The organism is Streptomyces sp. CA-181903 (assembly GCF_050937075.1).
Classification (GTDB): Bacteria; Actinomycetota; Actinomycetes; order Streptomycetales; family Streptomycetaceae; genus Streptomyces.
On the sequence record NZ_JBNJLY010000001.1, the window covers coordinates 3,540,670 to 3,564,506 of the forward strand.

Below are 23,837 nucleotides of genomic sequence, written 5' to 3' on the forward strand. Positions count from 1 at the left end.
CACTCACTTCTGCTCCTCCGTCGCCTCGGCCGCCGCCCGCGCCGCCGCGGGCAGGGCCGCCGCGATCCGCTCGATCGCCGCGCTGTCGTGGGCCGTCGACACGAACCAGGACTCGAACGCCGACGGCGGCAGGTAGACGCCCTGCGCCAGCATCGAGTGGAAGAAGGCGGTGTACCGGAACGACTGCTGCCGCTTGGCCAGCTCGTAGTCCGTGACCTCCCGGTCCGTGAAGAAGACCGAGAACATGTTGCCCGCCGTCTGCAGCCGGTGCGCCACGCCCTCCTTCGTCAGCGCCGCCGTCACCAGCCCGCCGACCTCGGCCGACACCGCGTCCACCCGCTCGTACGCCGCGTCGTCCAGCAGCCGCAGCTGCGCCAGGCCCGCCGCCGTCGCCACCGGGTTCCCGGACAGCGTGCCCGCCTGGTAGACCGGGCCCGCCGGGGCCAGGTGCGCCATCACGTCGGCCCGGCCGCCGAACGCCGCCGCCGGGAAGCCGCCGCCCATCACCTTGCCGAACGTCATCAGGTCCGGCTTGACGCCGTCCACGCCGTACCAGCCGGCCTTCGAGACCCGGAAACCGGTCATGACCTCGTCGGAGATGAACAGGGCGCCGTTCTTGGCACACGCCTGCTTCAGGCCCTCGTTGAAGCCCGGCCGCGGCGGCACGACGCCCATGTTGCCCGGCGACGCCTCGGTGATCACACAGGCGATCTCGCCCGGGTGCGCGTGGAACGCCTCGTGCACGGCCTCCAGGTCGTTGTACGGCAGCACGATCGTGTCGCCCGCCTGGGCGCCGGTGACGCCCGGCGTGTCCGGCAGCCCGAACGTCGCCACACCCGAGCCGGCCGCGGCCAACAGCGCGTCCACATGACCGTGGTAGCAGCCCGCGAACTTGATCACCTTGGCCCGGCCGGTGAACCCGCGCGCCAGCCGGATCGCCGACATCGTCGCCTCGGTCCCCGACGAGACCAGGCGCACCTGCTCCACCGGCTCCACCCGCGCCACGATCTCCTCGGCGAGGGCCACCTCGCCCTCGCCGGGCGTGCCGAACGACGTACCGCGGGCCACCGCGGCCTGCACCGAAGCGATCACCTCGGGGTGCGCGTGGCCGAGAATCATCGGCCCCCACGAGCAGACCAGATCCACGTACTCCCGGCCGTCCGCGTCAGTGAGGTACGGACCGGTCGCGGACACCATGAACCGGGGCGTACCACCCACGGCACGGAACGCCCGCACCGGAGAGTTCACGCCACCGGGCGTCACGACCGCCGCGCGCTCGAAGAGCGTCTGGGACACTGGGGCTTCATATGAATAAGGCACTCTGTTCCTGCCTGCGACAGACGTAGGGAGGGACGGCGACGGCCGCCGCACGCCCCGGCTTGTGGGCCCTGCTGGGGTTCACTCGGGTTCGCTGGGTTTTCTCCTGCTTCCGACCGGGTGCCGGCCCCCGCGCATCTGGGACACTGGGGCCGAAGAGGGGTAGCTCACGCTAGCCATGGTCTCAGAGCCCCGTGGGCACGTGTGTCCGGGCGTTTCACACGCTCTCGACGGGGGAGGTGTCTGAGACGATGATCGGGTTGCGCGGCGGGGGCTGTGCTGCGTAAAAAAGCGATCGGGTGGAGATATGCATCGCGGTGGCGGACTGGGTGAGGGCACCGACGACCTGGGGCCCGAGCGAGCCCGGCCGCCCCGCAGGGGCCGGCACCGGCGGGACGACCACCTCAGGGCCGGCGGCGCGGACGGCGTCGGCGGACCCGGCGGGGCGGGCAGGGCCGACAGGACCGACGACAACGACAGGGTCGACGGGGGACACAGCGCGATCAGGAGTGGCCGAGTGGGGGTGACCTACAAGTATTTCGGCGCGCCCAACGGGGCCACCGCGGCACGCGTGCCCATTTCCATGCGCCCCGAAGAGCTCGGCGGTGACGAACTGGGCATGGGCGGCATGTTCACCAGGATCAAGCCGGAGACCGTCGCCGCCATGGTGCTCACCGGCATCCAGGGCATACCCCTGCACAAAGTGCCCCCGCTGGAACTGGTCGTGCTCCACCCCGACTACGCCGTCGTCAAGCTCCCCATGACGGTCGTCGACCCGCTGCGCGGCATCGGCGAGGAATCCGTCGGCGCCGCCGCCTTCATCTGGTCCACCGTCCCCGACCGGGGCGGCCCCCGCGACGCCTTCACGGTCTACCGGCTGCTCCACGAGTGGCAGGACTTCAGCCACCGGCTGCACGAGGCCGGCCACCAGCCGTACTGCCTGGTCTGGCCCTGACCGCACCGGGGCCCGGCCCCGGAACCGAACACCCGTCATATCCTCGGCACCAGCCACGCCCGTCCGTGACGCCACCGCCGCCCGAGGAGGCCCCATGACCACCCCCACCGCCGTGATCACCGGAGCGAGCAGCGGGATCGGCGCCGCCACCGCCCGCGCCCTGGCCGCCGCCGGCTACCGCGTCGTCCTCACCGCCCGCCGCAAGGACCGCATCGACGCCCTGGCCGCCGAACTCACCGAGGCCGGCCACCAGGCCGTCGCGTACGAGCTCGATGTGACCGACCGCGACGCCGTCACCGTCTTCTCCGTCTTCCTCGACGACTACGCCCCGGTCGAGGTCCTGGTCAACAACGCCGGCGGCGCCATCGGCACCGAGACGGTCGCCACCGCCGACCCCGCCGACTGGCGCACCATGTACGAGGTCAACGTCCTCGGCACCCTCCAGACCACCCAGGCTCTCCTCCCCCTGTGGAAGGACTCCCCCGGCACGGTCGTCATCGTCTCCTCCACCGCCGGCCTCGCCACCTACGAGGGCGGCGGCGGCTACGTCGCCGCCAAACACGGCGCCCACGTCATCGCCGAGACCCTGCGCCTGGAGCTCAACGGCCTGCCCGTGCGCGTCATCGAGATCGCCCCCGGCATGGTCCGCACCGAGGAGTTCGCCCTCAACCGCTTCCGCGGCGACGAGGGCAAGGCCGACAGCGTCTACACGGGCGTCAGCGAACCGTTGACAGCCGAGGACGTGGCGGAGACGATCACCTGGGCGGTCACCCGGCCGCACCACGTGAACGTCGACCTGCTCGTGCTGCGCCCCCGCGCCCAGGCGTCCAACTACAAGGTGCACCGCGAGCCCCAGGAGAACTGACTCATGCGCGTCACCGGCTTCGACCACCTCGTCCTCAACGTCACCGACGTCGAGCGCTCCCTGGCCTTCTACACCGGCCCGCTCGGCCTGGAGCCGGTGCGCGTCGACGAGTGGCGCGCCGGAAAGGTCCCGTTCCCGTCGGTCCGCGTCTCCTCCGGCACCATCATCGACCTGTTCCAGCGCGACCGCGGCGAGACCAACGTCGACCACTTCTGCCTGGTCGTCGAGCCCCTCGACTGGCAGCAGGTCATCGACGCCGGCACCTTCGACGTCGTCAGCGGCCCCTCGAACAACTTCGGCGCCCGCGGCCAGGCGGAGTCCCTCTACGTCCGCGACCCGGACGGCAACACGATCGAGCTCCGCTGGTACCCGCAGGACGCGTGACGGGCGGGGCGGCCGCGCGGTGTGCGCGGCCGCGGGTCAGCCCTTGACGCAGACGATCTGCTTGAGCTTGGCGACCACCTCGACGAGGTCCCGCTGCTGGTCCATGACCTGCTCGATCGGCTTGTAGGCCGCCGGGATCTCGTCCACCACGCCGCGGTCCTTGCGGCATTCCACGCCCTGGGTCTGCTCCGCCAGATCCCGCTCGGTGAACCGCTTCTTCGCCTGGTTGCGGCTCATCCGGCGGCCGGCGCCGTGGGAGGCCGAGTTGAAGGACGCGGCGTTGCCCAGGCCGCGCACGATGTACGAGCCCGTGCCCATCGAGCCGGGAATGATGCCGTACTCGCCGCCGCCCGCGCGGATCGCGCCCTTGCGGGTGACGAGCAGGTCCATGCCCTCGTAGGTCTCCTCCGCCACGTAGTTGTGGTGGCAGGAGATCACGGGCTCGAAGGCGACCTTGGCCTTCTTGAACTCCTTGCGGACGACGTCCTGGAGGAGGGCCATCATGATCTCGCGGTTGTGGCGCGCGTACTCCTGGGCCCAGAAGAGGTCGTTCCGGTAGGCCGCCATCTGCGGGGTGTCCGCCACGAAGACGGCCAGGTCACGGTCGACCAGCCCCTGGTTGTGCGGCAGCTTGCGGGCCTCGCCGATGTGGTACTCGGCCAGTTCCTTGCCGATGTTGCGGGAACCGGAGTGGAGCATCAACCAGACCAAACCGGTCTCATCCAGACAAACTTCGACAAAGTGGTTGCCACCACCGAGCGATCCCATCTGCTTCAGCGCCCGATCCCGACGGAATTTGACCGCCTCCGCGATCCCGTCGAACCGCCGCCAGAAGTCGTCCCACGGCGCCGTCGGGAAGCCGTGCAGCCGGCCCGGATTCACGGCCTCGTCGTGCATCGCGAAGCCCACCGGGATCGCCCGTTCGATGCGGGAGCGCAGGTGGGAGAGGTCGCCGGGGAGGTCGTTCGCGGTCAGGGAGGTCTTCACGGCGGACATGCCGCAGCCGATGTCCACGCCGACGGCGGCCGGGCAGACCGCGCCGCGCATGGCGATCACCGAGCCGACGGTCGCGCCCTTGCCGTAGTGCACGTCCGGCATCACGGCCAGGCCCTCGATCCACGGGAGGGTGGCGACGTTCCGCAGCTGCTGCATCGCGCCGTCCTCGACCGTCGCCGGGTCCGCCCACATACGGATCGGCACCCGGGCGCCGGGCAGCTCGGTGTACGGCATGATTTCCTCATTCCCCCATAAAAGGCAGATAACGCAAAAGCCGGATCAATCCGTGGATTCACGACAGCGGACCAGCGGTGCGGCGGCGCGTGCGGTAGACATTGTGTCCAGCGGCCCCCCGGCCGCGACAACCGGTTTTCGGCCCCCGAGCGGGCCGGGAGCCCGTGGACGAGCGGGCGAAGGGAGCCACGGACAGTGCAGCGAAAGGCGCACCGGCTGGTAGCTGCACCGGTGGCCGGACTGGCCGCCGCCGTGCTCGCGGCGGGGCTGGCCGGATGCAGCGGCGGCTCGGGAGGGGCGGGCGGGGACGACGATCCCAAGCCCGGCCTGGGCGAGTCCGCGGCACCCGCGGCCGAACCGGGCAAGTACCACAGCCTCCCCGAGCCGTGCGGCTACGTCAGCCGCGACACGCTCCGCCGGATGCTCCCCGGCGGCGGCGACGACGGCGATCCGGACGCCGAGAAGCTCTACCGGGGGCAGCCCACCCTCACCTACGACGCGGACCGCCGTGTCGGCTGCCGGTGGAACCAGGAGACCCCGGACGGCACCCGCCGGCTGTCGGTCGACTTCGAGCGGGTGGTGTCCTACCAGGCCGGGGTCAGCGACGAGGAGCGGGCGCGGCAGCTGTACGACAAGCTGGCCGACGCCGCGCACATCCCCGAGGCGTCGTCGGGTTCCTCGCCGTCCTCCCCGGCGAAGACGCCCTCGTCGCCCCCGTCGTCGGGCAAGGGCACCCCCAAGGGCGCCTCGAAGAGCACCAAGGGCGGGAAGAACGAGCCGAAGACCACCGACGCCTCGTCCCGCCCCGCCGCCTCGGCCACCCCGCCCGCCGCGCAGGAGGAGCCGGAGCTGGGCTCGCGGCCGCTGGACGACGTGGGCGACGACGCGTTCGTCAGCGACCGGCTGACGTCCGGCGGCGCCGACGTGCACCGGGACGTGACGGTGGTCTTCCGCGCCGCGAACGTCCTGGTGACGATCGTCTACCACCAGCAGCCCACCGACCGGACCCGCGTCCCGGGCAGCCAGGACCTCCAGGGCAAGGCGCACAGCCTGGCCCGTGAGATCGAGGCCGGGCACTTCAGCAACTGACCCGGCGAGTACCACCCCTTTCCGGCCGCCGCCGCGGCCCGGCCGCGTACCGTGCCAGTAGCCCTGTCCGGCCCCGCACCGATTGAGCGAAGGACCCATGCACCGACCAACAGCTCCGCGCCTCGCCCGACTCCTCGCCTGCGCCGCAGTACCGGTGATGCTCGTCGCCGGCTGCTCGGACTCGGACGGCGGGAAGAAGAGCTCCTCGAACTCCGCGACGCCCTCGGCCTCCGCCCCGGCCAAGTCCAGTGCCACGCCGCCGGTCACCACCGGGAAGTACGCCAAGGTCCCCGACCTGTGCAAGGCCCTCTCGGGCAAGACGATCGACAAGCTGGTGCCGAAGGCGAAGAACGAGCAGCTGACCGGCAGCTGCTTCTGGAGCGGGCTGGACAGCGACGACGCCGCCGACCAGCAGTTCCGCTCGCTGAACCTGCACATCATGGCCCTGAGCGGCGACCCGACGGCGGGCTCCGCCGACAAGCGCGCGCAGGACTACGCGAACCAGCAGGTCAAGATGGCCACCACCGAGGACGACCCCAAGGACGTCAAGACCGACAAGACCAGTGGCATCGGCGACTGGGCGTCGACGGTGACCACGACGACCAAGAAGAAGGACGTCGACTTCTCCAACGTCACGGTGGTCGCCCGGACGGCCAACGTGGTGGTCGCCCTCAAGTACAGCGGCGCGGGGTACGAGGGCGCGAAGCGCCCGAGCGCGGCCGATCTGACGAAGGACGCGCAGGACGCGGCGAAGGAGGCGGTGGCCTCGGTGGCCGCCGCCAACAAGAAGTAGCGCGGAAAGGCGAAGGGCCCGCCCCCCCCGAGGGGAGGCGGGCCCTTCGTCCGTGTCGCGGCGCGTCAGACGGCGAGCAGCTTGCGCACCCGGTCCGCGCCGACGGCGAGGAGCAGGGTGGGCAGTCGCGGCCCGGTGTCCCGGCCGACGAGCAGCTGGTAGAGCAGCGCGAAGAAGGAGCGCTGGGCGACCTTCAGCTCGGGGGTGGGCTTGGCGTCCGGCTCCAGGCCCGCCTGGATCTTGGGCACGCCGTAGACCAGGGTGGTGAGCCCGTCGAGCGACCAGTGCTCGTCCAGCCCGGCGAGGAGCAGCCGCAGCGATTCGCGGCCCTGCTCGTCGAGGGCGGCGAGGGTCTCGGTGTCGGGCTCGTCGCGGACGATGGTCCGCTGGTCGGCCGGGACCTGGGTGTTGATCCAGTACTCGGCGCGGTCCAGCCGGGGCCGGGTCTCGTCGAGCGAGGTGACCGGGTTCTCCGGGTCGAGGTCGCCGAGGATGCGCAGCGTCTGCTCGTCGTGGCCGGCGGTGATGTCGACGACCGAGGCGAGCGTCCGGTACGGCAGCGGGCGCGGGGTGCGGGGCAGCTCGCCGGCGGCGGTGCGGGCGGCGCGGCTGTACGCGGCGGCGTCGGCGGGCAGCACGGAGCCGTCGGCGACCTTGGCCTCCAGCTTGTCCCACTCGTCGTAGAGCCGCTGGATCTCCTGGTCGAAGGCGATCTTGAAGGACTGGTTGGGCTTGCGGCGGGCGTAGAGCCAGCGCAGCAGCGGCGCTTCCATGATCTTCAGTGCGTCGCCCGGGGTCGGGACCCCGCCCCTCGACGACGACATCTTGGCCATGCCGCTGATGCCGACGAAGGCGTACATCGGGCCGATCGGCTGCTCGCCGCCGAAGATCTTGCGGACGATCTGGCCGCCGACGACGAAGGAGGAGCCGGGCGAGGAGTGGTCGACGCCGGAGGGCTCGAAGATCACGCCCTCGAAGGCCCAGCGCATCGGCCAGTCGACCTTCCAGACCAGCTTGCCGCGGTTGAACTCGCTGAGCAGGACGGTCTCGGAGTGGCCGCAGACGCAGGTGTACGAGAGCTCGGTGCTCTCGTCGTCGTACGCCGTGACCGTGGTGAGGTCGCGCTCGCAGGCGCCGCAGTAGGGCTTGTACGGGAAGTAGCCCGCGCCGCCGCCGCTGCCGTCGTCCTCGCTCGCCGCGCCGGAGCCCTCGGCGGCCTCCAGCTCGGCCTCCTCGACCTTCTTCTGCTGCTGCTTCGGCTTGCCGGTCGCCTTGTCCTTCGTCCGGTACTGGTCGAGGACCGCGTCGATGTCGGCGCGGTGCTTCATCGCGTGCAGGATCTGCTCGCGGTAGGCACCGGAGGTGTACTGCTCGGTCTGGCTGATCGGGTCGTACTCGACGCCCAGCTCGGCCAGGGCCTCGACCATGGCGGCCTTGAAGTGCTCGGCCCAGTTCGGGTACGCCGAGCCGGCGGGGGCCGGGACCGAGGTCAGCGGCTTGCCGATGTGCTCGGCCCAGGACTCGTCGATGCCGGGGACGCCGGCCGGGACCTTGCGGTAACGGTCGTAGTCGTCCCAGGACAGCACGTGGCGGACCTGGTGGCCGCGGCGCCGGATCTCGTCGGCGACCAGGTGCGGGGTCATGACCTCGCGCAGGTTGCCCAGGTGGATCGGGCCGGAGGGGCTGAGGCCGGACGCGACGACGATGGGTTTGCCGGGCGCGCGGCGCTCGCCTTCGGCGATGACCTCGTCGGCGAAACGGGAGACCCAGTCGGCCTCGGTGCTCTGAGCCTGAGCCACGGCACTTCCTTCCTTACGGTCTGGCATGACCATTGTCCCAGACGGCGGCGGGGGGCCGCCGGTTGCCCGGGGAGGCGCGAAAAAGCGCGCGGGGCCTGTGATATCGGCATGGGATACTCGGTGCAGCGGCGCCGCTCTCATCCACAGGTCGCCCTCAGCACGCACGCCCCCTACAAGGAATGGGCCCGCTTCCCATGGCTTTGGTTCCCTCCCTCGCATCCACGCTCGACCGGCGCATCGCGGACGCGCTCTCGGCGGCCCTGCCGGAGGCCGGCGCCGCCGACCCGCTGCTGCGACGGAGCGACCGCGCGGACTTCCAGGCCAACGGGATGCTGGCGCTGGCCAAGAAGCTCAAGGGGAACCCGCGCGAGCTGGCCGCCAAGGTCGTCGGGAACCTGCCGGCGGACGAGCTGATCGCGGACGTCGAGGTGTCGGGCCCGGGCTTCCTCAACGTCACCCTCACCGACGGCGCGATCCTGCAAACGCTGGCCGCGCGGTACGCGGACGACCGCCTGGGCGTGCCCTTCAAGGAGCACCCGGGCACCACGGTCATCGACTGGGCGCAGCCGAACGTGGCCAAGGAGATGCACGTCGGCCACCTGCGGAACTCGGTGATCGGCAACTCGGTCGTCAAGACCCTGGAGTTCGTCGGCGAGAAGGTCGTCAGCCGTCACCACATCGGCGACTGGGGCACCCAGTTCGGCATGCTCATCCAGTACCTGACCGAGCACCCGCACGAGCTGGACCACGAGGGCGAGATCTCCGGCGAGGAGGCGATGTCCAACCTCAACCGGCTCTACAAGGCGTCCCGCACCCTGTTCGACTCCGACGACGCGTTCAAGGCCCGCGCCCGGCGCCGGGTGGTGGACCTCCAGGCGGGCGACGAGGAGACCCTCGCGCTCTGGCAGCGGTTCGTCGACGAGTCGAAGATCTATTTCTACTCGGTCTTCGACAAGCTGGACGTGGAGATCCGCGACGAGGACATCGTCGGCGAGTCCGGCTACAACGACATGCTCGCGGAGACCTGCCGGCTCCTGGAGGAGTCCGGTGTCGCGGTCCGTTCGGAGGGCGCGCTGTGCGTCTTCTTCGACGACGTGAAGGGCCCGGAGGGCAAGCCGGTCCCGCTGATCGTCCAGAAGTCCGACGGCGGCTTCGGCTACGCGGCGACGGACCTGTCGGCGATCCGCGACCGGGTGTTCAACCTCAAGGCCGACACCCTGCTGTATGTGGTGGACAGCCGCCAGTCGCTGCACTTCAAGATGGTCTTCGAGACGGCGCGCCGGGCGGGCTGGCTGACCGACGACACCCAGGCCGTGATGCTCGGCTTCGGCACGGTGCTCGGCAAGGACGGCAAGCCGTTCAAGACCCGTGAGGGCGAGACCGTCCGGCTGGTGGACCTGCTGGACGAGGCGATCGACCGGGCCACGGCCGTGGTGCGCGACAAGGCCGAGAAGGTGGGCCTGTCGGAGCAGGAGATCGTGGAGAACGGCCGGCACGTGGGCATCGGCGCGGTGAAGTACGCCGACCTGTCCACCTCGGTCTCCCGCGACTACAAGTTCGACCTGGACCAGATGGTGTCGCTGAACGGCGACACGTCCGTCTACCTCCAGTACGCCTACGCGCGGATCCGCTCGATCCTCCGCAAGGCGGGCGAGGTCGCGCCGGCCGCCCACCCGGAGCTGCCGCTGGCCCCGGCCGAGCGGGCGCTGGGTCTGCACCTGGACCAGTTCGGCGAGATCGTCACCGAGGTCGCCGCGTCGTACGAGCCGCACAAGCTGGCCGGCTACCTGTACCAGCTGGCCTCGCACCTGACGACGTTCTACGACCAGTGCCAGGTGCTCAGCGACGAGAACGCGCCGGAGGTCGTGGAGAACCGCCTGTTCCTCGTCGACCTGACCGCCCGCACGCTGCGGCAGGGCATGGCGCTGCTGGGCATCCACACGCCCGAGCGCCTCTGACGCCTCAGCCGGCCGCGCCCGTCGGCGCTCCGAGCTCGAACCAGATCAACTTCCCCACCAGCCCCTGGGGTTGATCCCGGAGCGCGAACCCGCCCCAGCTGTCGGCACACCGCTGGACGAGGCCGAGCCCCCGCCCCCGCTCGGCCTCCGGCCCGGCGGCGTCGGCGGGCGGCACGGCGTCCAGCGCGGGCATCCGCGGGTTGGTGTCCCAGACGGCGACCCGCACCCGGTCCCCGTCCCGCCGCACCCGCACGGACGCGGGCCCGTCGGAGTACCGGTAGGCGTTGGTGACCAGCTCGGACGTCAGCAACTCGGCGGTGTCGGCGAGTTCGAGGAACCCGTGCTCCTCGAAGATGGTGCGGAGGGTGCGCCGGGCGATGCACGGTGCCATCGGGTCGGACGGGACCTGGAGCGTGTATTCCCAGTCGTCGGCGAGATCCGGCTCATGACTCATGCACGCCTCCACAGAGTGAGCGATCTGACACGCAGAGTAGTCATGTTCGGTTTTCCGGTGCCAGGGGTGCCCGGTTTCGGGGAGAGACGACCTATGTGGGTGACACGGGGGTACGAAACGGTGGGGGTGCCCCGGTCCCTCCCCTTCGCCGATTCCTGGGGCTGCGCCCCAGACCCCGAAACCGCGCTCCGCGCGGTTGTCCTCAAACGCCGGACGGGCTGTAGTCAGCCCGTCTGGCGTTTGAGGACGCGCGCCGCAGGCGCGCTCAGGGGTGCGGGCCCTCCCGCAAGAAACGGAGAAGGGGCGGGACCGGGGCACCCCGACCGCGTCAGCCCAACTGCCGCGCGACCTCCGTCGCCCAATACGTCAGGATCATGTTGGCCCCGGCCCGCTTGATCCCCGTGAGCGTCTCCAGAATGGCCCGCTCCCGATCGATCCACCCATTGGCCGCAGCGGCCTCGACCATCGCGTACTCACCAGAGATCTGGTAAGCCGCGACGGGCACGTCCACCGCCTCGGCGACCTTGGCAAGCACGTCGAGGTAGGGCAGCGCCGGCTTCACCATGACCATGTCCGCACCCTCCTCAAGGTCGAGCGCGAGCTCACGCATCGACTCCCGAAGGTTCGCCGGATCCTGCTGGTACGTCTTCCGGTCCCCCTGCAAGGACGACCCGACGGCCTCCCGGAACGGCCCGTAGAACGCCGACGCGTACTTCGCGGTGTACGCGAGGACGGATACGTCCTCATGCCCGGTCTGGTCCAGGGCATCCCGGATGACCCCGACCTGACCGTCCATCATCCCGCTGGGGCCCACCACATGGACGCCCGCATCGGCCTGGACCTGGGCCATCTCGGCGTACCGCTCCAGAGTGGCGTCGTTGTCCACCCGCCCGTCGGAGTCGAGCACACCGCAGTGCCCGTGATCCGTGAACTCGTCCAGGCACAGGTCGGACATGATGACGAGCTCGTCGCCGACCTCGGCCTTCACATCGCGGATGGCGACCTGGAGGATGCCGTCCGGATCGGTGCCCGCGGTGCCGAGCGCGTCCTTCTTCGCCTCCTCGGGCACACCGAAGAGCATGATCCCGGAGACGCCCGCCTCGACCGCCTCGACGGCGGCCTTCCGCAGCGTGTCACGGCTGTGCTGCACGACCCCGGGCATGGCCGAGATCGGCACCGGCTCGGTGACGCCCTCCCGCACGAAGGCGGGAAGGATCAGGTCGGACGGGTGCAGCCGGTACTCGGCGACCATCCGGCGCATGGCCGGGGTGGTGCGGAGCCGGCGGGGCCGGGCCCCCGGGAACGTGCCGTACGTGGTGCTCAACTCCGTGCCCTTCTACGCGATCCGGGCCGCCGCTCGCTCGGGCGCGTGACCGGGTCACCGGCCTCGATCGCGGCGTCGCGCCGCGCGGCCCCGAACTCCGCGAGCGCCTCGGCGAGCTTGTGCACCGAGGGCTCGGGCGACAGCACGTCCACCCGCAGGCCGTGTTCCTCCGCGGTCTTCGCGGTGGCCGGGCCGATGCAGGCGATGACGGTGACGTTGTGCGGCTTGCCGGCGATGCCGACGAGGTTCCGCACGGTGGACGAGGACGTGAAGAGCACGGCGTCGAAGCCGCCGCCCTTGATCGCCTCGCGGGTCTCGGCCGGCGGCGGCGAGGCGCGCACCGTCCGGTAGGCGGTGACGTCGTCCACCTCCCAGCCGAGCTCGATCAGGCCCGCCACCAGGGTCTCGGTGGCGATGTCGGCGCGCGGCAGGAAGACGCGGTCGATCGGGTCGAAGACCGGGTCGTAGGGCGGCCAGTCCTCCAGCAGCCCGGCGGCCGACTGCTCGCCGCTCGGCACCAGGTCGGGCTTGACGCCGAACTCGATCAGCGACTTGGCGGTCTGCTCGCCGACGGCGGCGACCTTGATGCCGGCGAAGGCACGCGCGTCCAGCCCGTACTCCTCGAACTTCTCGCGCACCGCCTTGACGGCGTTCACGGACGTGAAGGCGATCCACTCGTAGCGCCCGGTGACCAGGCCCTTGACCGCGCGCTCCATCTGCTGCGGGGTGCGCGGCGGTTCGACGGCGATGGTCGGCACCTCGTGCGGCACGGCGCCGTACGAGCGGAGCTGGTCGGAGAGCGACGCGGCCTGCTCCTTGGTGCGCGGCACCAGGACGTTCCAGCCGAACAGCGGCTTGGACTCGAACCAGGACAGCGGCTCGCGGTGGTCGGCCGCGCTGCGCTCGCCGACCACGGCTATCACCGGCTGTCCGCCGTCGGGCGACGGCAGCACCTTGGCGGCCTTGAGCACCTGGGCGATCGTGCCGAGGGTGGCCGTCCAGGTGCGCTGGCGGGTGGTGGTGCCGGCGACGGTGACGCTCAGCGGGGTGTCCGGCTTGCGGCCGGCCGCGACCAGTTCGCCGGCGGCGGCGGTGACGGTGTCCAGGGTGGTCGTCACCACGACCGTGGCCTGGCTCGCGCCCACCTCGGACCAGCAGGTGTCGGAGGCGGTCCGGGCGTCGACGAACCGCACGTCGCCGCCCTTCGGGTCGCGCAGCGGCACACCGGCGTAGGCGGGTACGCCGACGGCGGTGGCGATGCCGGGGACCACCTCGAAGGTGATGCCCTCGGCGGCGCAGGCGAGCATCTCGTCGGCGGCGTTCCCGTCGAGGCCGGGGTCGCCGAGGACCGCACGGACGACCCGCTTGCCGCCGCGCGCGGCCGTCATGACAAGATTGGCCGTGTCCCTGAGGACAGGGATGCCGACGGCCTTTGACGCCTCGTCAGGGACGGGCTGCGCCGGCATGTCCACATGTGCGCGCGCATGTGCGCGCACCACCTCCAGCACCTGTGGGTCGGCGATCAGGACGTCCGCGGATGCCAGCGCCTCGACGGCGCGGAGCGTCAGCAGTCCCGGATCGCCGGGGCCCGCACCGAGGAAGGTGACGTGCCCGTGCGCGGAGTGGTTCGGGGCGGTGGGGTTCAATGTGCTCGCTCCCCCATAAGACCGGCCGCACCCTTGTCCAGCATGTCGGCCGCGAGTTCGCGTCCGAGGGCCAGGGCGTCGTGGTGCGACGCGGGAACGGGACCGGTGGTGGACAGCTGCACCAGCGTCGAGCCGTCGGTCGTGCCGACGACGCCGCGCAGGCGCATTTCGGGTACGTCCTGCTCGTCTCCCAAGGTGTCGGCCAGCGCACCCACGGGTGCGGAGCAGCCGGCCTCCAGGGCGGCGAGCAGGGAACGCTCGGCGGTCACGGCGGCCCGGGTGTACGGGTCGTCGAGCTCGGCGAGCACGGCGGCGAGCGGCGCGGCGGTGGCGGCGCACTCGATCGCCAGGGCCCCCTGGCCGGGGGCGGGCAAAACGGTGTCGGGCGACAGGAACTCGGTCGCCACGTCGATCCGGCCGAGGCGGGTCAGCCCGGCGGCGGCCAGCACGACCGCGTCGAGTTCCCCGCCGGTGACGAAGCCGAGCCGGGTGTCGACGTTGCCGCGGACCGGCACGGTCTCGATCTCCTTGCCGAGCGCGCGGGCCCAGGCGTTGAGCTGGGCCATGCGGCGCGGCGAGCCGGTGCCGATCCGGGCGCCGGCCGGCAGCTCCTCGAAGGACAGGCCGTCGCGGGCGATCAGCACGTCGCGCGGGTCCTCGCGGCGCGGGACGGCGGCCAGGACGAGGTCGTCGGGCTGCGCGGTCGGCAGGTCCTTGAGCGAGTGCACGGCGAAGTCGACCTCGCCGGCGAGCAGCGCGTCGCGCAGCGCGGAGACGAACACCCCGGTGCCGCCGATCTGCGCCAGGTGCTCGCGCGAGACGTCCCCGTAGGTGGTGATCTCGACCAGCTCGACGGGGCGTCCGGTCAGCCGGCTCACCGCCTCGGCGACCTGGCCCGACTGGGCCATGGCCAGCTTGCTGCGCCGGGTGCCCAGGCGCAGCGGGGTTGTGCCGTTCATGCCGACTCCCGTGCGTTGTTCTTGGTCTCGTGCCGCGCGTCGGCCCGGCTGACGGCGGCGACCGCCTGCGGGTCGAGGTCGAACAGCTCCCGCAGGGCGTCTGCGTAGCCGGCGCCGCCGGGGGTCGAGGCGAGTTCCTTGACGCGCACGGTGGGCGCGTGGAGGAGCTTGTCGACGACGCGGCGGACGGTCTGGGTGATCTCGGCGCGCTGCTTGTCGTCCAGCCCGGGCAGCCGCCCGTCGAGCCGGGCGATCTCGCCCGCGACCACGTCCGCGGCCATGGTGCGCAGGGCGACCACGGTGGGCGTGATGTGGGCGGCGCGCTGGGCGGCGCCGAAGGCGGCGACCTCGTCGGAGACGATGGTCCGCACCCGGTCGACGTCGGCGGCCATGGGCGCGTCGGCCGAGGCCCCGGCGAGCGCCTCGATGTCGACGAACCGCACGCCGTCGATCCCGTGCGCGGCGGCGTCGATGTCGCGCGGCATGGCGAGGTCGAGCAGGGCGAGACGGGCGCAGTCGGCGTCGACGGCGCAGCCGGGCCGGCCAGCGAGCGCGGCGGTGACCGCGTCGGCGGTGAGGACGAGTCCGGTGGCGCCGGTGCAGGAGACGACGATGTCGGCGAGCGCGAGCTCGTCCGGCAGGGCGGTCATCTCGACGGCGCTCGCGGTGACGCGCGCGGCACCGGGCTCGGTGAGGATCTCCACCAGCCGCCGGGCCCGCTCCAGGGTCCGGTTGGCGACGGCCACGTGGCCCACTCCGGCGCGCGCCAGGGTGGCGGCGGCGAGGGACGACATGGAGCCGGCGCCGATGACCAGGGCCCGCTTGCCCGCGGCCCACTCCTCGACGGACGGGCCGTCGTGGAGCTGCTGCAGGCCGAAGGTGACCAGCGACTGCCCGGCCCGGTCGATGCCGGTCTCGCTGTGGGCGCGCTTGCCGACCCGCAGGGCCTGCTGGAACAGGTCGTTGAGCAGCCGGCCGGCGGAGTGCAGCTCCTGGCCGAGGGCGAGGGCGTCCTTGATCTGGCCGAGGATCTGGCCCTCGCCGACGACCATCGAGTCCAGGCCGCAGGCCACCGAGAAGAGGTGGTGGACGGCCCGGTCCTCGTAGTGGACGTAGAGGTGCGGGGTGAGCTCGTCCAGCGGGACGCCCGTGTGGCGGGCGAGCAGCGTGGACAGCTCGGCGACACCGGCGTGGAACTTGTCCACGTCGGCGTAGAGCTCGATCCGGTTGCAGGTGGCCAGGACGGCCGCCTCGGTGGCCGGCTCGGCCGCGAGGGTGTCGTGCACCAGCGCGGCCTTGGCCTCGGGGGTCAGCGAGGCCCGCTCCAGCACGCTCACCGGTGAGCTGCGGTGGCTGAGACCGACGACGAGCAGGCTCATGCCGGCATCACGGCGGGGACGTCCCCGTCCGGACCCTTCCTGCCGCCGCGGGCCGCGGCGGCGGCCGGACGGGCGCTTCCCGATCGCGAAGCCGCGGTCCGCGCGCCCTGCCCCGGCTCCTCCCCGGCCTTGCGCTGCTCGTGGAAGGCCAGGATCTGGAGCTCGATCGACAGGTCGACCTTGCGGACGTCGACGCCGTCCGGCACCGCGAGCACGGTCGGCGCGAAGTTGAGGATCGAGGTGACCCCGGCGGCCACCAGGCGGTCGCAGACCTGCTGGGCGGCGCCGGCCGGGGTGGCGATGACGCCGATGGAGACGCCGTTGTCGCTGATGATCGACTCGAGTTCGTCGGTGTGCCGGACGGGCAGCCCGGCCACCGGCTTGCCCGCCATCGCGGGGTCGGCGTCGATCAGGGCCGCGACGCGGAAGCCGCGGGAGGCGAAGCCGCCGTAGTTGGCGAGCGCCGCGCCGAGGTTGCCGATGCCGACGATGACGACCGGCCAGTCCTGGGTCAGGCCGAGCTCACGGGAGATCTGGTAGACGAGGTACTCCACGTCGTAGCCCACGCCGCGGGTGCCGTACGAGCCGAGGTAGCTGAAGTCCTTGCGCAGCTTGGCGGAGTTGACCCCCGCCGCCGTCGCGAGCTCCTCCGAGGAGACCGTGGGGACCGAGCGCTCGGAGAGCGCGGTCAACGCGCGCAGATACAGCGGGAGCCGGGCGACGGTGGCCTCGGGGATCCCTCGGCTTCGGGTCGCCGGTCGGTGAGTTCGGCCAGTTGCCACGGTGCTCCTGCGGGTAGAGCGGGGCTGCGGGCGGCGCCCTGTCCCAGGACCGCCCCGTCGTATGCAGGCTATGTCTTTGTGAACGCGTGCACAAAGATGGTGTCCGCTTTGTCCGTGCAAAGTGACAGGCGTCACGCGGTCTTTCGGCCCGTTCGGGGAACCATTGGCCGGGTCGCGCCTACAACCACGCACGTCACGCCCGCACCAGGGGTCGGTCGACGGGGACACGGGCGCTCACTCCTCACCGCTATACCCCCGGACACCTACAAATCGCCCATGATGGTAGTCGACTCAGGCACCTATTCGCCCCGCGCGGGAACCGCCCGGGAGCGGCCGGGGAGCGCCCGCGGCAGCCGTTCGGGAACGCTCCCCTTCCCCGGTCCTCCCTGATCACCAGGGCCCGTCCGGCCCTCACCGCACCCGTCCGGCCCCGGCACAATGGCGGCATGAGTCTGCTGCGCCGCCGCAAGAACCCCGCGGATCACCTGGTCACCCTGGTCGGCAAGCCCGGCTGCCACCTCTGCGACGCCGCCGAGGCCGTGATCGCCGAGGTCTGCGGCGGCCTGGGCACCCGCTGGGAGAAGAAGGACATCAACGAGGACGAGGAGCTGCACCGCAAGTACTGGGAGCAGATCCCGGTCGTCCTGATCGACGGGGAGCAGCACGACTTCTGGCGCGTGGACCCGGACCGGCTCCGCAAGGCCCTCGGCGGCTGACCCGCCCCGCGCGGGCGGCGCCCCGAGGTTACCGACACGTATCGTTCATGTCAGGGCTCCTTCACCGTCCTGATCACTCCGAACAAACTGGCTATGCTCGCGGCATGGCCCACCCGTCGCCCGACCGCCGTCCCGGCAGGAGCCCCTTCGGGGCGCGCCTCGAATTCCGCTGGCTGTCCTGGCTCACGTGGCTCTCGCCGCGCCGCTACGCCACCGCGCGCAGCGTCCGGGCAGGCGAGGCGGCGGCCGAGGCGGCCCGCAAGACGGTCCAGGAGCAGGAGGCCCGGGAGGCCGCGCCGGCCGTCGTCGAGGAGACGCCCGCGCCGAGCGGCAAGAAGGCCGCGCGGACCGCGGAGCCGGAGTTCCCCGTGGCGGGCGACGCCAAGGCGGCGGCCTTCTTCGACCTCGACAACACCGTGATGCAGGGCGCCGCCCTCTTCCACTTCGGCCGGGGCCTGTACAAGCGGCACTTCTTCCGCAAGCGCGAACTCGCCCGGTTCGCCTGGCAGCAGGCGTGGTTCCGGCTGGCGGGCAACGAGGACCCGGCGCACATCCAGGACGCGCGCGACAGCGCCCTGTCGATCGTCAAGGGCCACCGGGTCTCCGAGCTGATGTCCGTCGGCGAGGAGATCTACGACGAGTACATGGCCGAGCGCATCTGGCCCGGCACCCGCGCCCTCGCCCAGGCCCACCTGGACGCGGGCCAGAAGGTCTGGCTGGTCACCGCGGCCCCCGTCGAGACCGCGACGATCATCGCCCGCCGGCTCGGCCTGACCGGCGCCCTGGGCACCGTCGCCGAGTCGGTCGGCGGCGTCTACACGGGCAAGCTCGTCGGCGAGATGCTGCACGGCCCGGCCAAGGCGGAGGCCGTCCGCGCGCTGGTCGCGGCCGAGGGCCTGGAGCTCTCCCGGTGCGCCGCGTACAGCGACTCCGCCAACGACATCCCGATGCTCTCGCTGGTCGGCCACCCCTGCGCGGTCAACCCCGACGCGCGGCTGCGGCGCCACGCCCGGGAGCACGGCTGGCGGCTGCGCGACTACCGCACCGGCCGCAAGGCGGCCCGGATCGGCATCCCGGCCGCCGTCGGCCTGGGCGCCCTGGCGGGCGGCGCCGCCGCGGCCGTCGCCCTGCACCGCCGCCGCCGCTGACGACCGCGCGACGCCGGGACCCCGACGCGACTCCGACACCTCCACGGCTCCGACGACGAGCCGCACTCCGGCGACAGGCCGGGGCCGCGGCGAAATGCGCCGCGGCGAAATCCCGCGCCCCGGCCCGCCACTCGCCGTCACCGGATCGGGCGATCACCCAGCCGAGCCGCAGAAGCCCCACTGGCCACTCTGCGTAACCGGCGTTCCCCCACAGGCAATCCGGTTGTCATACCCCCACTCAACCCCCGACAGTCCTGCCGTGTCCGGATTGCCACAACACGCTGCCCAATCGGCCACACCCACAGCAAATACGGTCAACTTCCGCCGGGAGTTCGATATTTGAACGTGCAGCAATAGGTGGAAGTGCGAACGGAAACGGTGATTTGAGCAACTCGGTGTAGTGCTGCCTGTACGAAGGGTTATTCTCCTCAGACGCAATCCGGTACCTCGCTTGTCCCTACGTCGAGTGAAAGCACCGGCACTGCACGTGATGGAAGCTCTGCCTCTGGGAGTCCCGTGTACCCACACGTCGGGGTTGACGCCTCGGGCCTGGCTACGCTGCGCGCAGCGGTCGTCGACCGCCTGCGCGGCTTCGTCCCCACCGCGTACGCCGTCCCCGCCTTCGCCACACCCATCCCCGCGGTAGCCGTTGGCGCTGCCGGGCAAAGGAGCCCCTGCTACGCACTCGCCGAGGCCGGCGCCGCCGTCGGCAGACGCGCCCGCCGCGGCGCTTCGGCCACCACGGCCGCCACGACCACCCCCACGCGCCGTCCCAGCGCCGACAGCGACAGCGCCCGCATGCTGGACCTCGTCGAGCGCGCCCAGGCCGGCGAGGCCGAGGCGTTCGGCCGCCTCTACGACCAGTACGCCGACACCGTCTACCGCTACATCTACTACCGCGTCGGCGGCCGGGCCACGGCCGAGGACCTGACCAGCGAGACGTTCCTGCGCGCCCTGCGCCGCATCGGCACCTTCACCTGGCAGGGCCGTGACTTCGGCGCCTGGCTGGTCACCATCGCCCGCAACCTCGTCGCGGACCACTTCAAGTCCTCCCGGTTCCGCCTGGAAGTCACCACCGGCGAGATGCTCGACGCCAACGAGGTCGAGCGCAGCCCCGAGGACTCCGTCCTCGAATCCCTGTCCAACGCCGCCCTGTTGGAGGCGGTGCGCAAGCTCAACCCCCAGCAGCAGGAGTGCGTCACCCTGCGCTTCCTCCAGGGCCTGTCGGTCGCCGAGACCGCCCGGGTCATGGGGAAGAACGAAGGCGCGATCAAGACCCTGCAGTACCGGGCCGTCCGCACCCTCGCCCGGCTCCTCCCCGACGACGCCCGCTGAGCCGCCGCCGACCCGGTGAGACGCCGCCGGGACCCCGCCGGCCGGCCGCCCCGACGGCCCGCCCGCGACGGCGGCGCGTAACCCGACTGCCACGCCGCTCGTTGTGCGGGATGCAGACTTCCCGCTGTCGCGCCATGCCCGCACACACTCACTCGATCGAGTGGATGCACTCAAGGCGTGCAACCTCCAGGTGTCCGGGGGAGTCGATGGTCATGACGAGAGGAGGTGCCGCCTGTGATCGCGAACGTTTCGGCGCACCGGCGGGCGAACGCCTTCGCCCAAGCTCTGGAGGAGCAGGAACTCCAGGGCGAGGCGGCCGTACGGACCGGCGCACCGGCGGACGAGGCCGAACGGGGGCGGTTGCTGAGCCTGGCCGACGGCCTCGCAGCGCTGCCCGCCCCGGAGCTCGATCCCGAGGTGCGGACCGTGCAGCGGGCGCAGCTGATCGCCGCCATGGAGGCCCAGTTCGCCGGTGGCACCGCGACGGTCCCGGAGCCCCGCAGGGCCCCGGCGGCCTCCGGGTCCTCCGGCCGGGGGCCCACCGGGCCGGCCCGCTCGGCCGGCTCAAGCCGCGCTCCCGCTGGTCCAAGGGACTGGCGGCCGGCGGCCTCACGGTGGGCGTGGCGGCCGGAGCCCTCGGCGGAGTCGCCGCCGCCAGCTCCAACGCCCTTCCGGGAGACACCCTTTACGGGCTCAAGCGCGGCATGGAGGACCTCAAGCTCGGCATGGCCGACAGCGATTCCGAGCGCGGTGACATCCTCCTCGACCAGGCGTCCACCCGCCTCCAGGAGGCGCGCCGGCTGATGGAGCGGGGCCGCTCCGGCCACCTCGACCACGAGTCGCTGAGCGAGATCCGCAAGACCCTCACCGGCATGCGCCAGGACGTCTCCGAGGGCCACCGCCTGCTGCGGGCCGCCTACCACCAGGACGGCTCGCTGGGCCCGCTGCGGCGGCTCTCGTCGTTCACCGCCTCGCACCGCGAGGGCTGGAGCCAGCTGCGCGACCGGCTGCCGCTCCAGCTCACCGACGTCCGGGACGACGTCAGTTCGGTCTTCAGAGCCATAGACGACGAGATCGAGCCGCTGCAGTCGCTGATCCACGACAAGGAGCGGCACGAGAACCACGGCCAGCACACCGCCACTCCTCCCCACTCCGACCACCGGAGCACCCCGGGCCACAGCGCGCCCGCGCCCCGCACGTCGGCGAGCGGCGGCGACAAGCACGCGTCCCACCGCCCGGCGGCGCCCTCCCAGAGCGCCCAGGACGAGCAGGAAGGGCTGCTCGGCGGCACGGGCCTGCTCCACCCGGCCCCGCCCGCGGAGAGCTCCGGCCCGGCCGGCACCGCGCCGCACGGCAAGGACGGCAAGCCGTCCAAGCAGCCGGACGTCACCCTCCCGCCGCTGCTCCCGGACATCATCCCGGGGCTCGGCATCCACGGCGAGGAGCAGAAGTAGCGGCCGACAGGTCCGACGCGGCGGTGGCCGGCGTTCCCACGGGGACGCCGGCCACCGTTTTCCTTCCGCCGAGATCGCGCCGGAAGGGCTCCGGGATCAGAAGAACACCGACCGCCGCTGCACCAGCAGCTTGTAGAGCGTGTGCTGGATCGTCTCCCGCACCTGGTCGGTCAGGTTGAACATCAGCATCGGGTCGTCCGCCGCCTCCGGCGGATAGCCGTCGGTGGGCACCGGCTCCCCGAACTGGATCGTCCACTTCGTCGGCAGCGGGACCGCGCCCAGCGGCCCGAGCCAGGGGAACGTCGGCGTCAGCGGGAAGTACGGCAGCCCGAGCAGCCGCGCCAGCGTCTTGGAGTTGCCGATCATCGGGTAGATCTCCTCGGCCCCGACGATCGAGCACGGCACGATCGGTGCCCCGGCCCGCAGCGCCGTCGACACGAAGCCGCCCCGGCCGAAGCGCTGCAGCCGGTACCGCTCCGAGAACGGCTTCCCGATCCCCTTGAACCCCTCCGGCATCACCCCCACCACCTCGCCGCGCTCCAGCAGCCGCTGCGCGTCCTCGGCACAGGCGAGGGTGTGGCCGAGCTTGCGGGAGATCTCGTTGACGACGGGCAGCTTGAAGACCAGGTCGGCGGCGAGCATCCGGACGTGCCGCGCCGCCGGGTGGTGGTCGTGCACGGCCACCTGGAGCATCAGCCCGTCGATCGGGAGCGTCCCGGAGTGGTTGGCGACGACCAGCGCCGCGCCCTTCTCCGGGATGTTCTCGATCCCCCGCACCTCCACCCGGAAGTACTTCTCGGCGAACGGGCGCAGGGCGGAGAGCACGACCTGGTCGGTGAGCTCCTTGTCGAAGCCGAACTCGTCCACCTCGTAGTCGCCGGTGATGCGGCGGCGCAGGAAGTTCAGGCCGTGGGCGACCTTCCGCTCCCAGCCGTCCGCGGCCGCCTCGGCGGCGCCGGGAGTCCCGGAAGCACCGTCCGTCGCGTCCGCCGCGGCCGGCTCGTCGCGCGGCGGCGGGACGGGCGCGAGGGGCGCCGCGGCGGTCCGCGGGGTACGGCCGGCCTGGGCGCCGCGCCGTGACCGCCGCCGGGAGCGCGGCTCCTCACCGAACGGGATGACCTTCGCGTCCGCCATGGTGCGTGCGCTCCTCACTTCAGGCCGCGGCCGGCAGGCACCGCGGCGGCGATCCGGTCGACGGTACGGGCGAGGGTGTGGGGCGGCAGCAGACCGGTGCCACGGCTCCGGGTGAAGTCGGCGAAGGCCCCCGCCGAGGTGTACCGGGGGTGGAAGCCGAGCGTCTCCCGCATCTGGGTGGTGTCCACGACACGGCCGTGGGTGAGGAGCCGGATCTGCTCCGGGGAGAAGTCCAGCATCCCGAGGGCGCGCAGCGCGGCGCCGGCCCAGGTGACGCTGGGGAGGAAGAACGGCAGGGTGGGGCGTCCGAGGCGCCTGGCGGCCTGTGAGAGCAGGACCACGCCGTCTCCCGCGATGTTGAACGTCCCGCTGTTGAGCGTGCCCCTGGCGGGCTCCGAGGCGGCGATCCGCAGCACCTCGACGGCGTCGTCCTCGTGTACGAACTGCAACCTGGGGTCGAAGCCGAGGACCGTGGGCAGCACGGGCAGCGAGAAGTACTCGGCGAGCGGCGAGTCGGCGTGGGGGCCGAGCAGGTTGGCGAAGCGCAGCACGCACACCGCCACGTCGGGCCGCCGGCGGGCGAATCCGCGGACGTAGCCCTCGACCTCGACGGCGTCCTTCGCGAAGCCGCCGCCGGGCAGCGACTTGGGCGGCGTCGCCTCGGTGAAGACCGCGGGGTCGCGGGGCGCCGAGCCGTAGACGCTCGTGGTGGACTTCACGACCAGCCGCCGCACGGAGGGGGTCTTCTGGCAGGCACCCAGCAGCTGCATGGTGCCGATGACGTTGGTCTCCTTGACCGTGCCCCGGCTCCCCCGGCCGCTGCCCCGCGCGCCGAGCGGGGTGCCGGTGACGTCCATGTGGACCACGGTGTCGACCGCGTGCTCGGTCAGCACCCGGGCGATGGCGGGCTGCCGGATGTCGGCCCGGACGAACTCGGCCCCGCCCAGGCCGTGCTCGGGCGGCACCACGTCCACACCCACGACCCGTTCGACGCCGGGCTCCCGCAGGATCCGGCGGACGAACCGGCCGCCCAGCCGGCGTGCCACTCCGGTGACGAGCACCACCCTGCCCAAGGTCAGCGCCTTCCCTTCCGTGAGGACGATCCCGAGGAGGATC

Annotated in this window: 20 protein-coding genes and 1 pseudogene; 10 read left to right on the forward strand and 11 right to left on the reverse strand. The window is 72.0% G+C overall.

Features of this window, described 5'->3' with window-relative positions; translation table 11 throughout:
- Nucleotides 1-3: 3 nt before the first annotated feature.
- Nucleotides 4-1,296 carry a glutamate-1-semialdehyde 2,1-aminomutase gene (gene hemL, locus ACQEVS_RS15810; RefSeq protein ID WP_433020898.1) on the reverse strand — a complete coding sequence of 431 codons (1,293 nt, stop codon included), beginning with the start codon at nucleotides 1,294-1,296 and terminating at the stop codon, nucleotides 4-6.
- 328 nt (nucleotides 1,297-1,624) lie between these two features.
- Here hemL and ACQEVS_RS15815 point away from each other — a divergent pair, with 328 nt between their 5' ends.
- From ACQEVS_RS15815 to ACQEVS_RS15825, 3 genes are all read left to right on the forward strand, one after another.
- A complete protein-coding gene (locus tag ACQEVS_RS15815; RefSeq protein WP_433020901.1) occupies nucleotides 1,625-2,272 on the forward strand; it encodes a hypothetical protein in 648 nt (215 codons plus the stop codon).
- Nucleotides 2,273-2,366: 94 nt separating this feature from the next.
- Nucleotides 2,367-3,137, forward strand: coding sequence for an SDR family oxidoreductase (locus ACQEVS_RS15820; RefSeq protein WP_185943829.1), 771 nt, complete (start codon nucleotides 2,367-2,369; stop codon nucleotides 3,135-3,137).
- 3 nt (nucleotides 3,138-3,140) lie between these two features.
- Nucleotides 3,141-3,521, forward strand: a complete 381-nt coding sequence (locus ACQEVS_RS15825) for a VOC family protein (RefSeq protein WP_351506692.1) — start codon at nucleotides 3,141-3,143, stop codon at nucleotides 3,519-3,521.
- A gap of 36 nt (nucleotides 3,522-3,557) precedes the next feature.
- Here ACQEVS_RS15825 and ACQEVS_RS15830 read toward each other — a convergent pair whose 3' ends face one another.
- Nucleotides 3,558-4,751: an RtcB family protein gene (locus ACQEVS_RS15830; protein ID WP_433020905.1), complete on the reverse strand. Its 1,194-nt coding sequence runs from the start codon at nucleotides 4,749-4,751 to the stop codon at nucleotides 3,558-3,560.
- A 195-nt stretch (nucleotides 4,752-4,946) separates the two neighbouring features.
- Here ACQEVS_RS15830 and ACQEVS_RS15835 point away from each other — a divergent pair, with 195 nt between their 5' ends.
- Complete coding sequence (locus ACQEVS_RS15835) at nucleotides 4,947-5,840, forward strand: hypothetical protein (protein ID WP_433020908.1); 894 nt, start codon at nucleotides 4,947-4,949, stop codon at nucleotides 5,838-5,840.
- A 97-nt stretch (nucleotides 5,841-5,937) separates the two neighbouring features.
- Nucleotides 5,938-6,633 carry a hypothetical protein gene (locus ACQEVS_RS15840; RefSeq protein ID WP_433020911.1) on the forward strand — a complete coding sequence of 232 codons (696 nt, stop codon included), beginning with the start codon at nucleotides 5,938-5,940 and terminating at the stop codon, nucleotides 6,631-6,633.
- 65 nt (nucleotides 6,634-6,698) lie between these two features.
- Here ACQEVS_RS15840 and lysS read toward each other — a convergent pair whose 3' ends face one another.
- On the reverse strand, nucleotides 6,699-8,432 hold the full coding sequence (lysS, locus tag ACQEVS_RS15845; protein ID WP_433020914.1) for a lysine--tRNA ligase: 1,734 nt from the start codon (nucleotides 8,430-8,432) through the stop codon (nucleotides 6,699-6,701).
- Between the two features lie 194 nt (nucleotides 8,433-8,626).
- On the opposite strand from lysS, the gene argS reads away from it, so the two are divergent.
- Nucleotides 8,627-10,390 (forward strand): arginine--tRNA ligase, encoded by a 1,764-nt coding sequence (gene argS, locus ACQEVS_RS15850; RefSeq protein ID WP_433020916.1) that lies wholly within the window; start codon nucleotides 8,627-8,629, stop codon nucleotides 10,388-10,390.
- A 4-nt stretch (nucleotides 10,391-10,394) separates the two neighbouring features.
- On the opposite strand, the gene ACQEVS_RS15855 is transcribed toward argS, so the two are convergent.
- The 6 genes from ACQEVS_RS15855 to ACQEVS_RS15880 form a co-directional block, all read right to left on the reverse strand.
- Nucleotides 10,395-10,844 carry an ATP-binding protein gene (locus ACQEVS_RS15855; RefSeq protein ID WP_433020919.1) on the reverse strand — a complete coding sequence of 150 codons (450 nt, stop codon included), beginning with the start codon at nucleotides 10,842-10,844 and terminating at the stop codon, nucleotides 10,395-10,397.
- Nucleotides 10,845-11,172: 328 nt separating this feature from the next.
- A complete protein-coding gene (hemB, locus tag ACQEVS_RS15860) occupies nucleotides 11,173-12,168 on the reverse strand; it encodes a porphobilinogen synthase (RefSeq protein WP_433020922.1) in 996 nt (331 codons plus the stop codon).
- Nucleotides 12,165-13,814: a uroporphyrinogen-III synthase gene (locus tag ACQEVS_RS15865; RefSeq protein WP_433020925.1), complete on the reverse strand. Its 1,650-nt coding sequence runs from the start codon at nucleotides 13,812-13,814 to the stop codon at nucleotides 12,165-12,167. Before ACQEVS_RS15865 ends, hemB begins: the two co-directional genes overlap by 4 nt.
- Nucleotides 13,811-14,773, reverse strand: a complete 963-nt coding sequence (gene hemC, locus ACQEVS_RS15870; protein ID WP_433020928.1) for a hydroxymethylbilane synthase — start codon at nucleotides 14,771-14,773, stop codon at nucleotides 13,811-13,813. The genes ACQEVS_RS15865 and hemC overlap by 4 nt, the downstream gene beginning before the upstream one ends.
- Complete coding sequence (locus ACQEVS_RS15875; RefSeq protein ID WP_433020931.1) at nucleotides 14,770-16,152, reverse strand: glutamyl-tRNA reductase; 1,383 nt, start codon at nucleotides 16,150-16,152, stop codon at nucleotides 14,770-14,772. Before ACQEVS_RS15875 ends, hemC begins: the two co-directional genes overlap by 4 nt.
- Nucleotides 16,149-16,934 (reverse strand): redox-sensing transcriptional repressor Rex, encoded by a 786-nt coding sequence (locus ACQEVS_RS15880; RefSeq protein ID WP_433020934.1) that lies wholly within the window; start codon nucleotides 16,932-16,934, stop codon nucleotides 16,149-16,151. Before ACQEVS_RS15880 ends, ACQEVS_RS15875 begins: the two co-directional genes overlap by 4 nt.
- A 446-nt stretch (nucleotides 16,935-17,380) precedes the next feature.
- Between ACQEVS_RS15880 and ACQEVS_RS15885 the strand changes: the two genes are divergently transcribed.
- The 4 genes and pseudogenes from ACQEVS_RS15885 (at nucleotide 17,381) to ACQEVS_RS15900 (ending at nucleotide 21,587) form a co-directional block, all read left to right on the forward strand.
- Nucleotides 17,381-17,650, forward strand: a complete 270-nt coding sequence (locus ACQEVS_RS15885) for a glutaredoxin family protein (RefSeq protein ID WP_433020937.1) — start codon at nucleotides 17,381-17,383, stop codon at nucleotides 17,648-17,650.
- A gap of 173 nt (nucleotides 17,651-17,823) precedes the next feature.
- Nucleotides 17,824-18,798 (forward strand): HAD family hydrolase, encoded by a 975-nt coding sequence (locus ACQEVS_RS15890; RefSeq protein WP_433027582.1) that lies wholly within the window; start codon nucleotides 17,824-17,826, stop codon nucleotides 18,796-18,798.
- 516 nt (nucleotides 18,799-19,314) lie between these two features.
- Nucleotides 19,315-20,133 carry an ECF subfamily RNA polymerase sigma factor, BldN family gene (locus ACQEVS_RS15895; protein WP_433020940.1) on the forward strand — a complete coding sequence of 273 codons (819 nt, stop codon included), beginning with the start codon at nucleotides 19,315-19,317 and terminating at the stop codon, nucleotides 20,131-20,133.
- Nucleotides 20,134-20,367: 234 nt separating this feature from the next.
- Nucleotides 20,368-21,587: pseudogene (locus tag ACQEVS_RS15900) on the forward strand (DUF5667 domain-containing protein).
- Nucleotides 21,588-21,683: 96 nt separating this feature from the next.
- On the opposite strand, the gene ACQEVS_RS15905 reads toward ACQEVS_RS15900, so the two are convergent.
- Together ACQEVS_RS15905 and ACQEVS_RS15910 are read right to left on the reverse strand one after the other, a co-directional pair.
- Complete coding sequence (locus ACQEVS_RS15905) at nucleotides 21,684-22,721, reverse strand: lysophospholipid acyltransferase family protein (RefSeq protein WP_433020943.1); 1,038 nt, start codon at nucleotides 22,719-22,721, stop codon at nucleotides 21,684-21,686.
- Between the two features lie 14 nt (nucleotides 22,722-22,735).
- Nucleotides 22,736-23,794 (reverse strand): NAD-dependent epimerase/dehydratase family protein, encoded by a 1,059-nt coding sequence (locus ACQEVS_RS15910; protein WP_433027584.1) that lies wholly within the window; start codon nucleotides 23,792-23,794, stop codon nucleotides 22,736-22,738.
- Nucleotides 23,795-23,837: the final 43 nt, after the last annotated feature.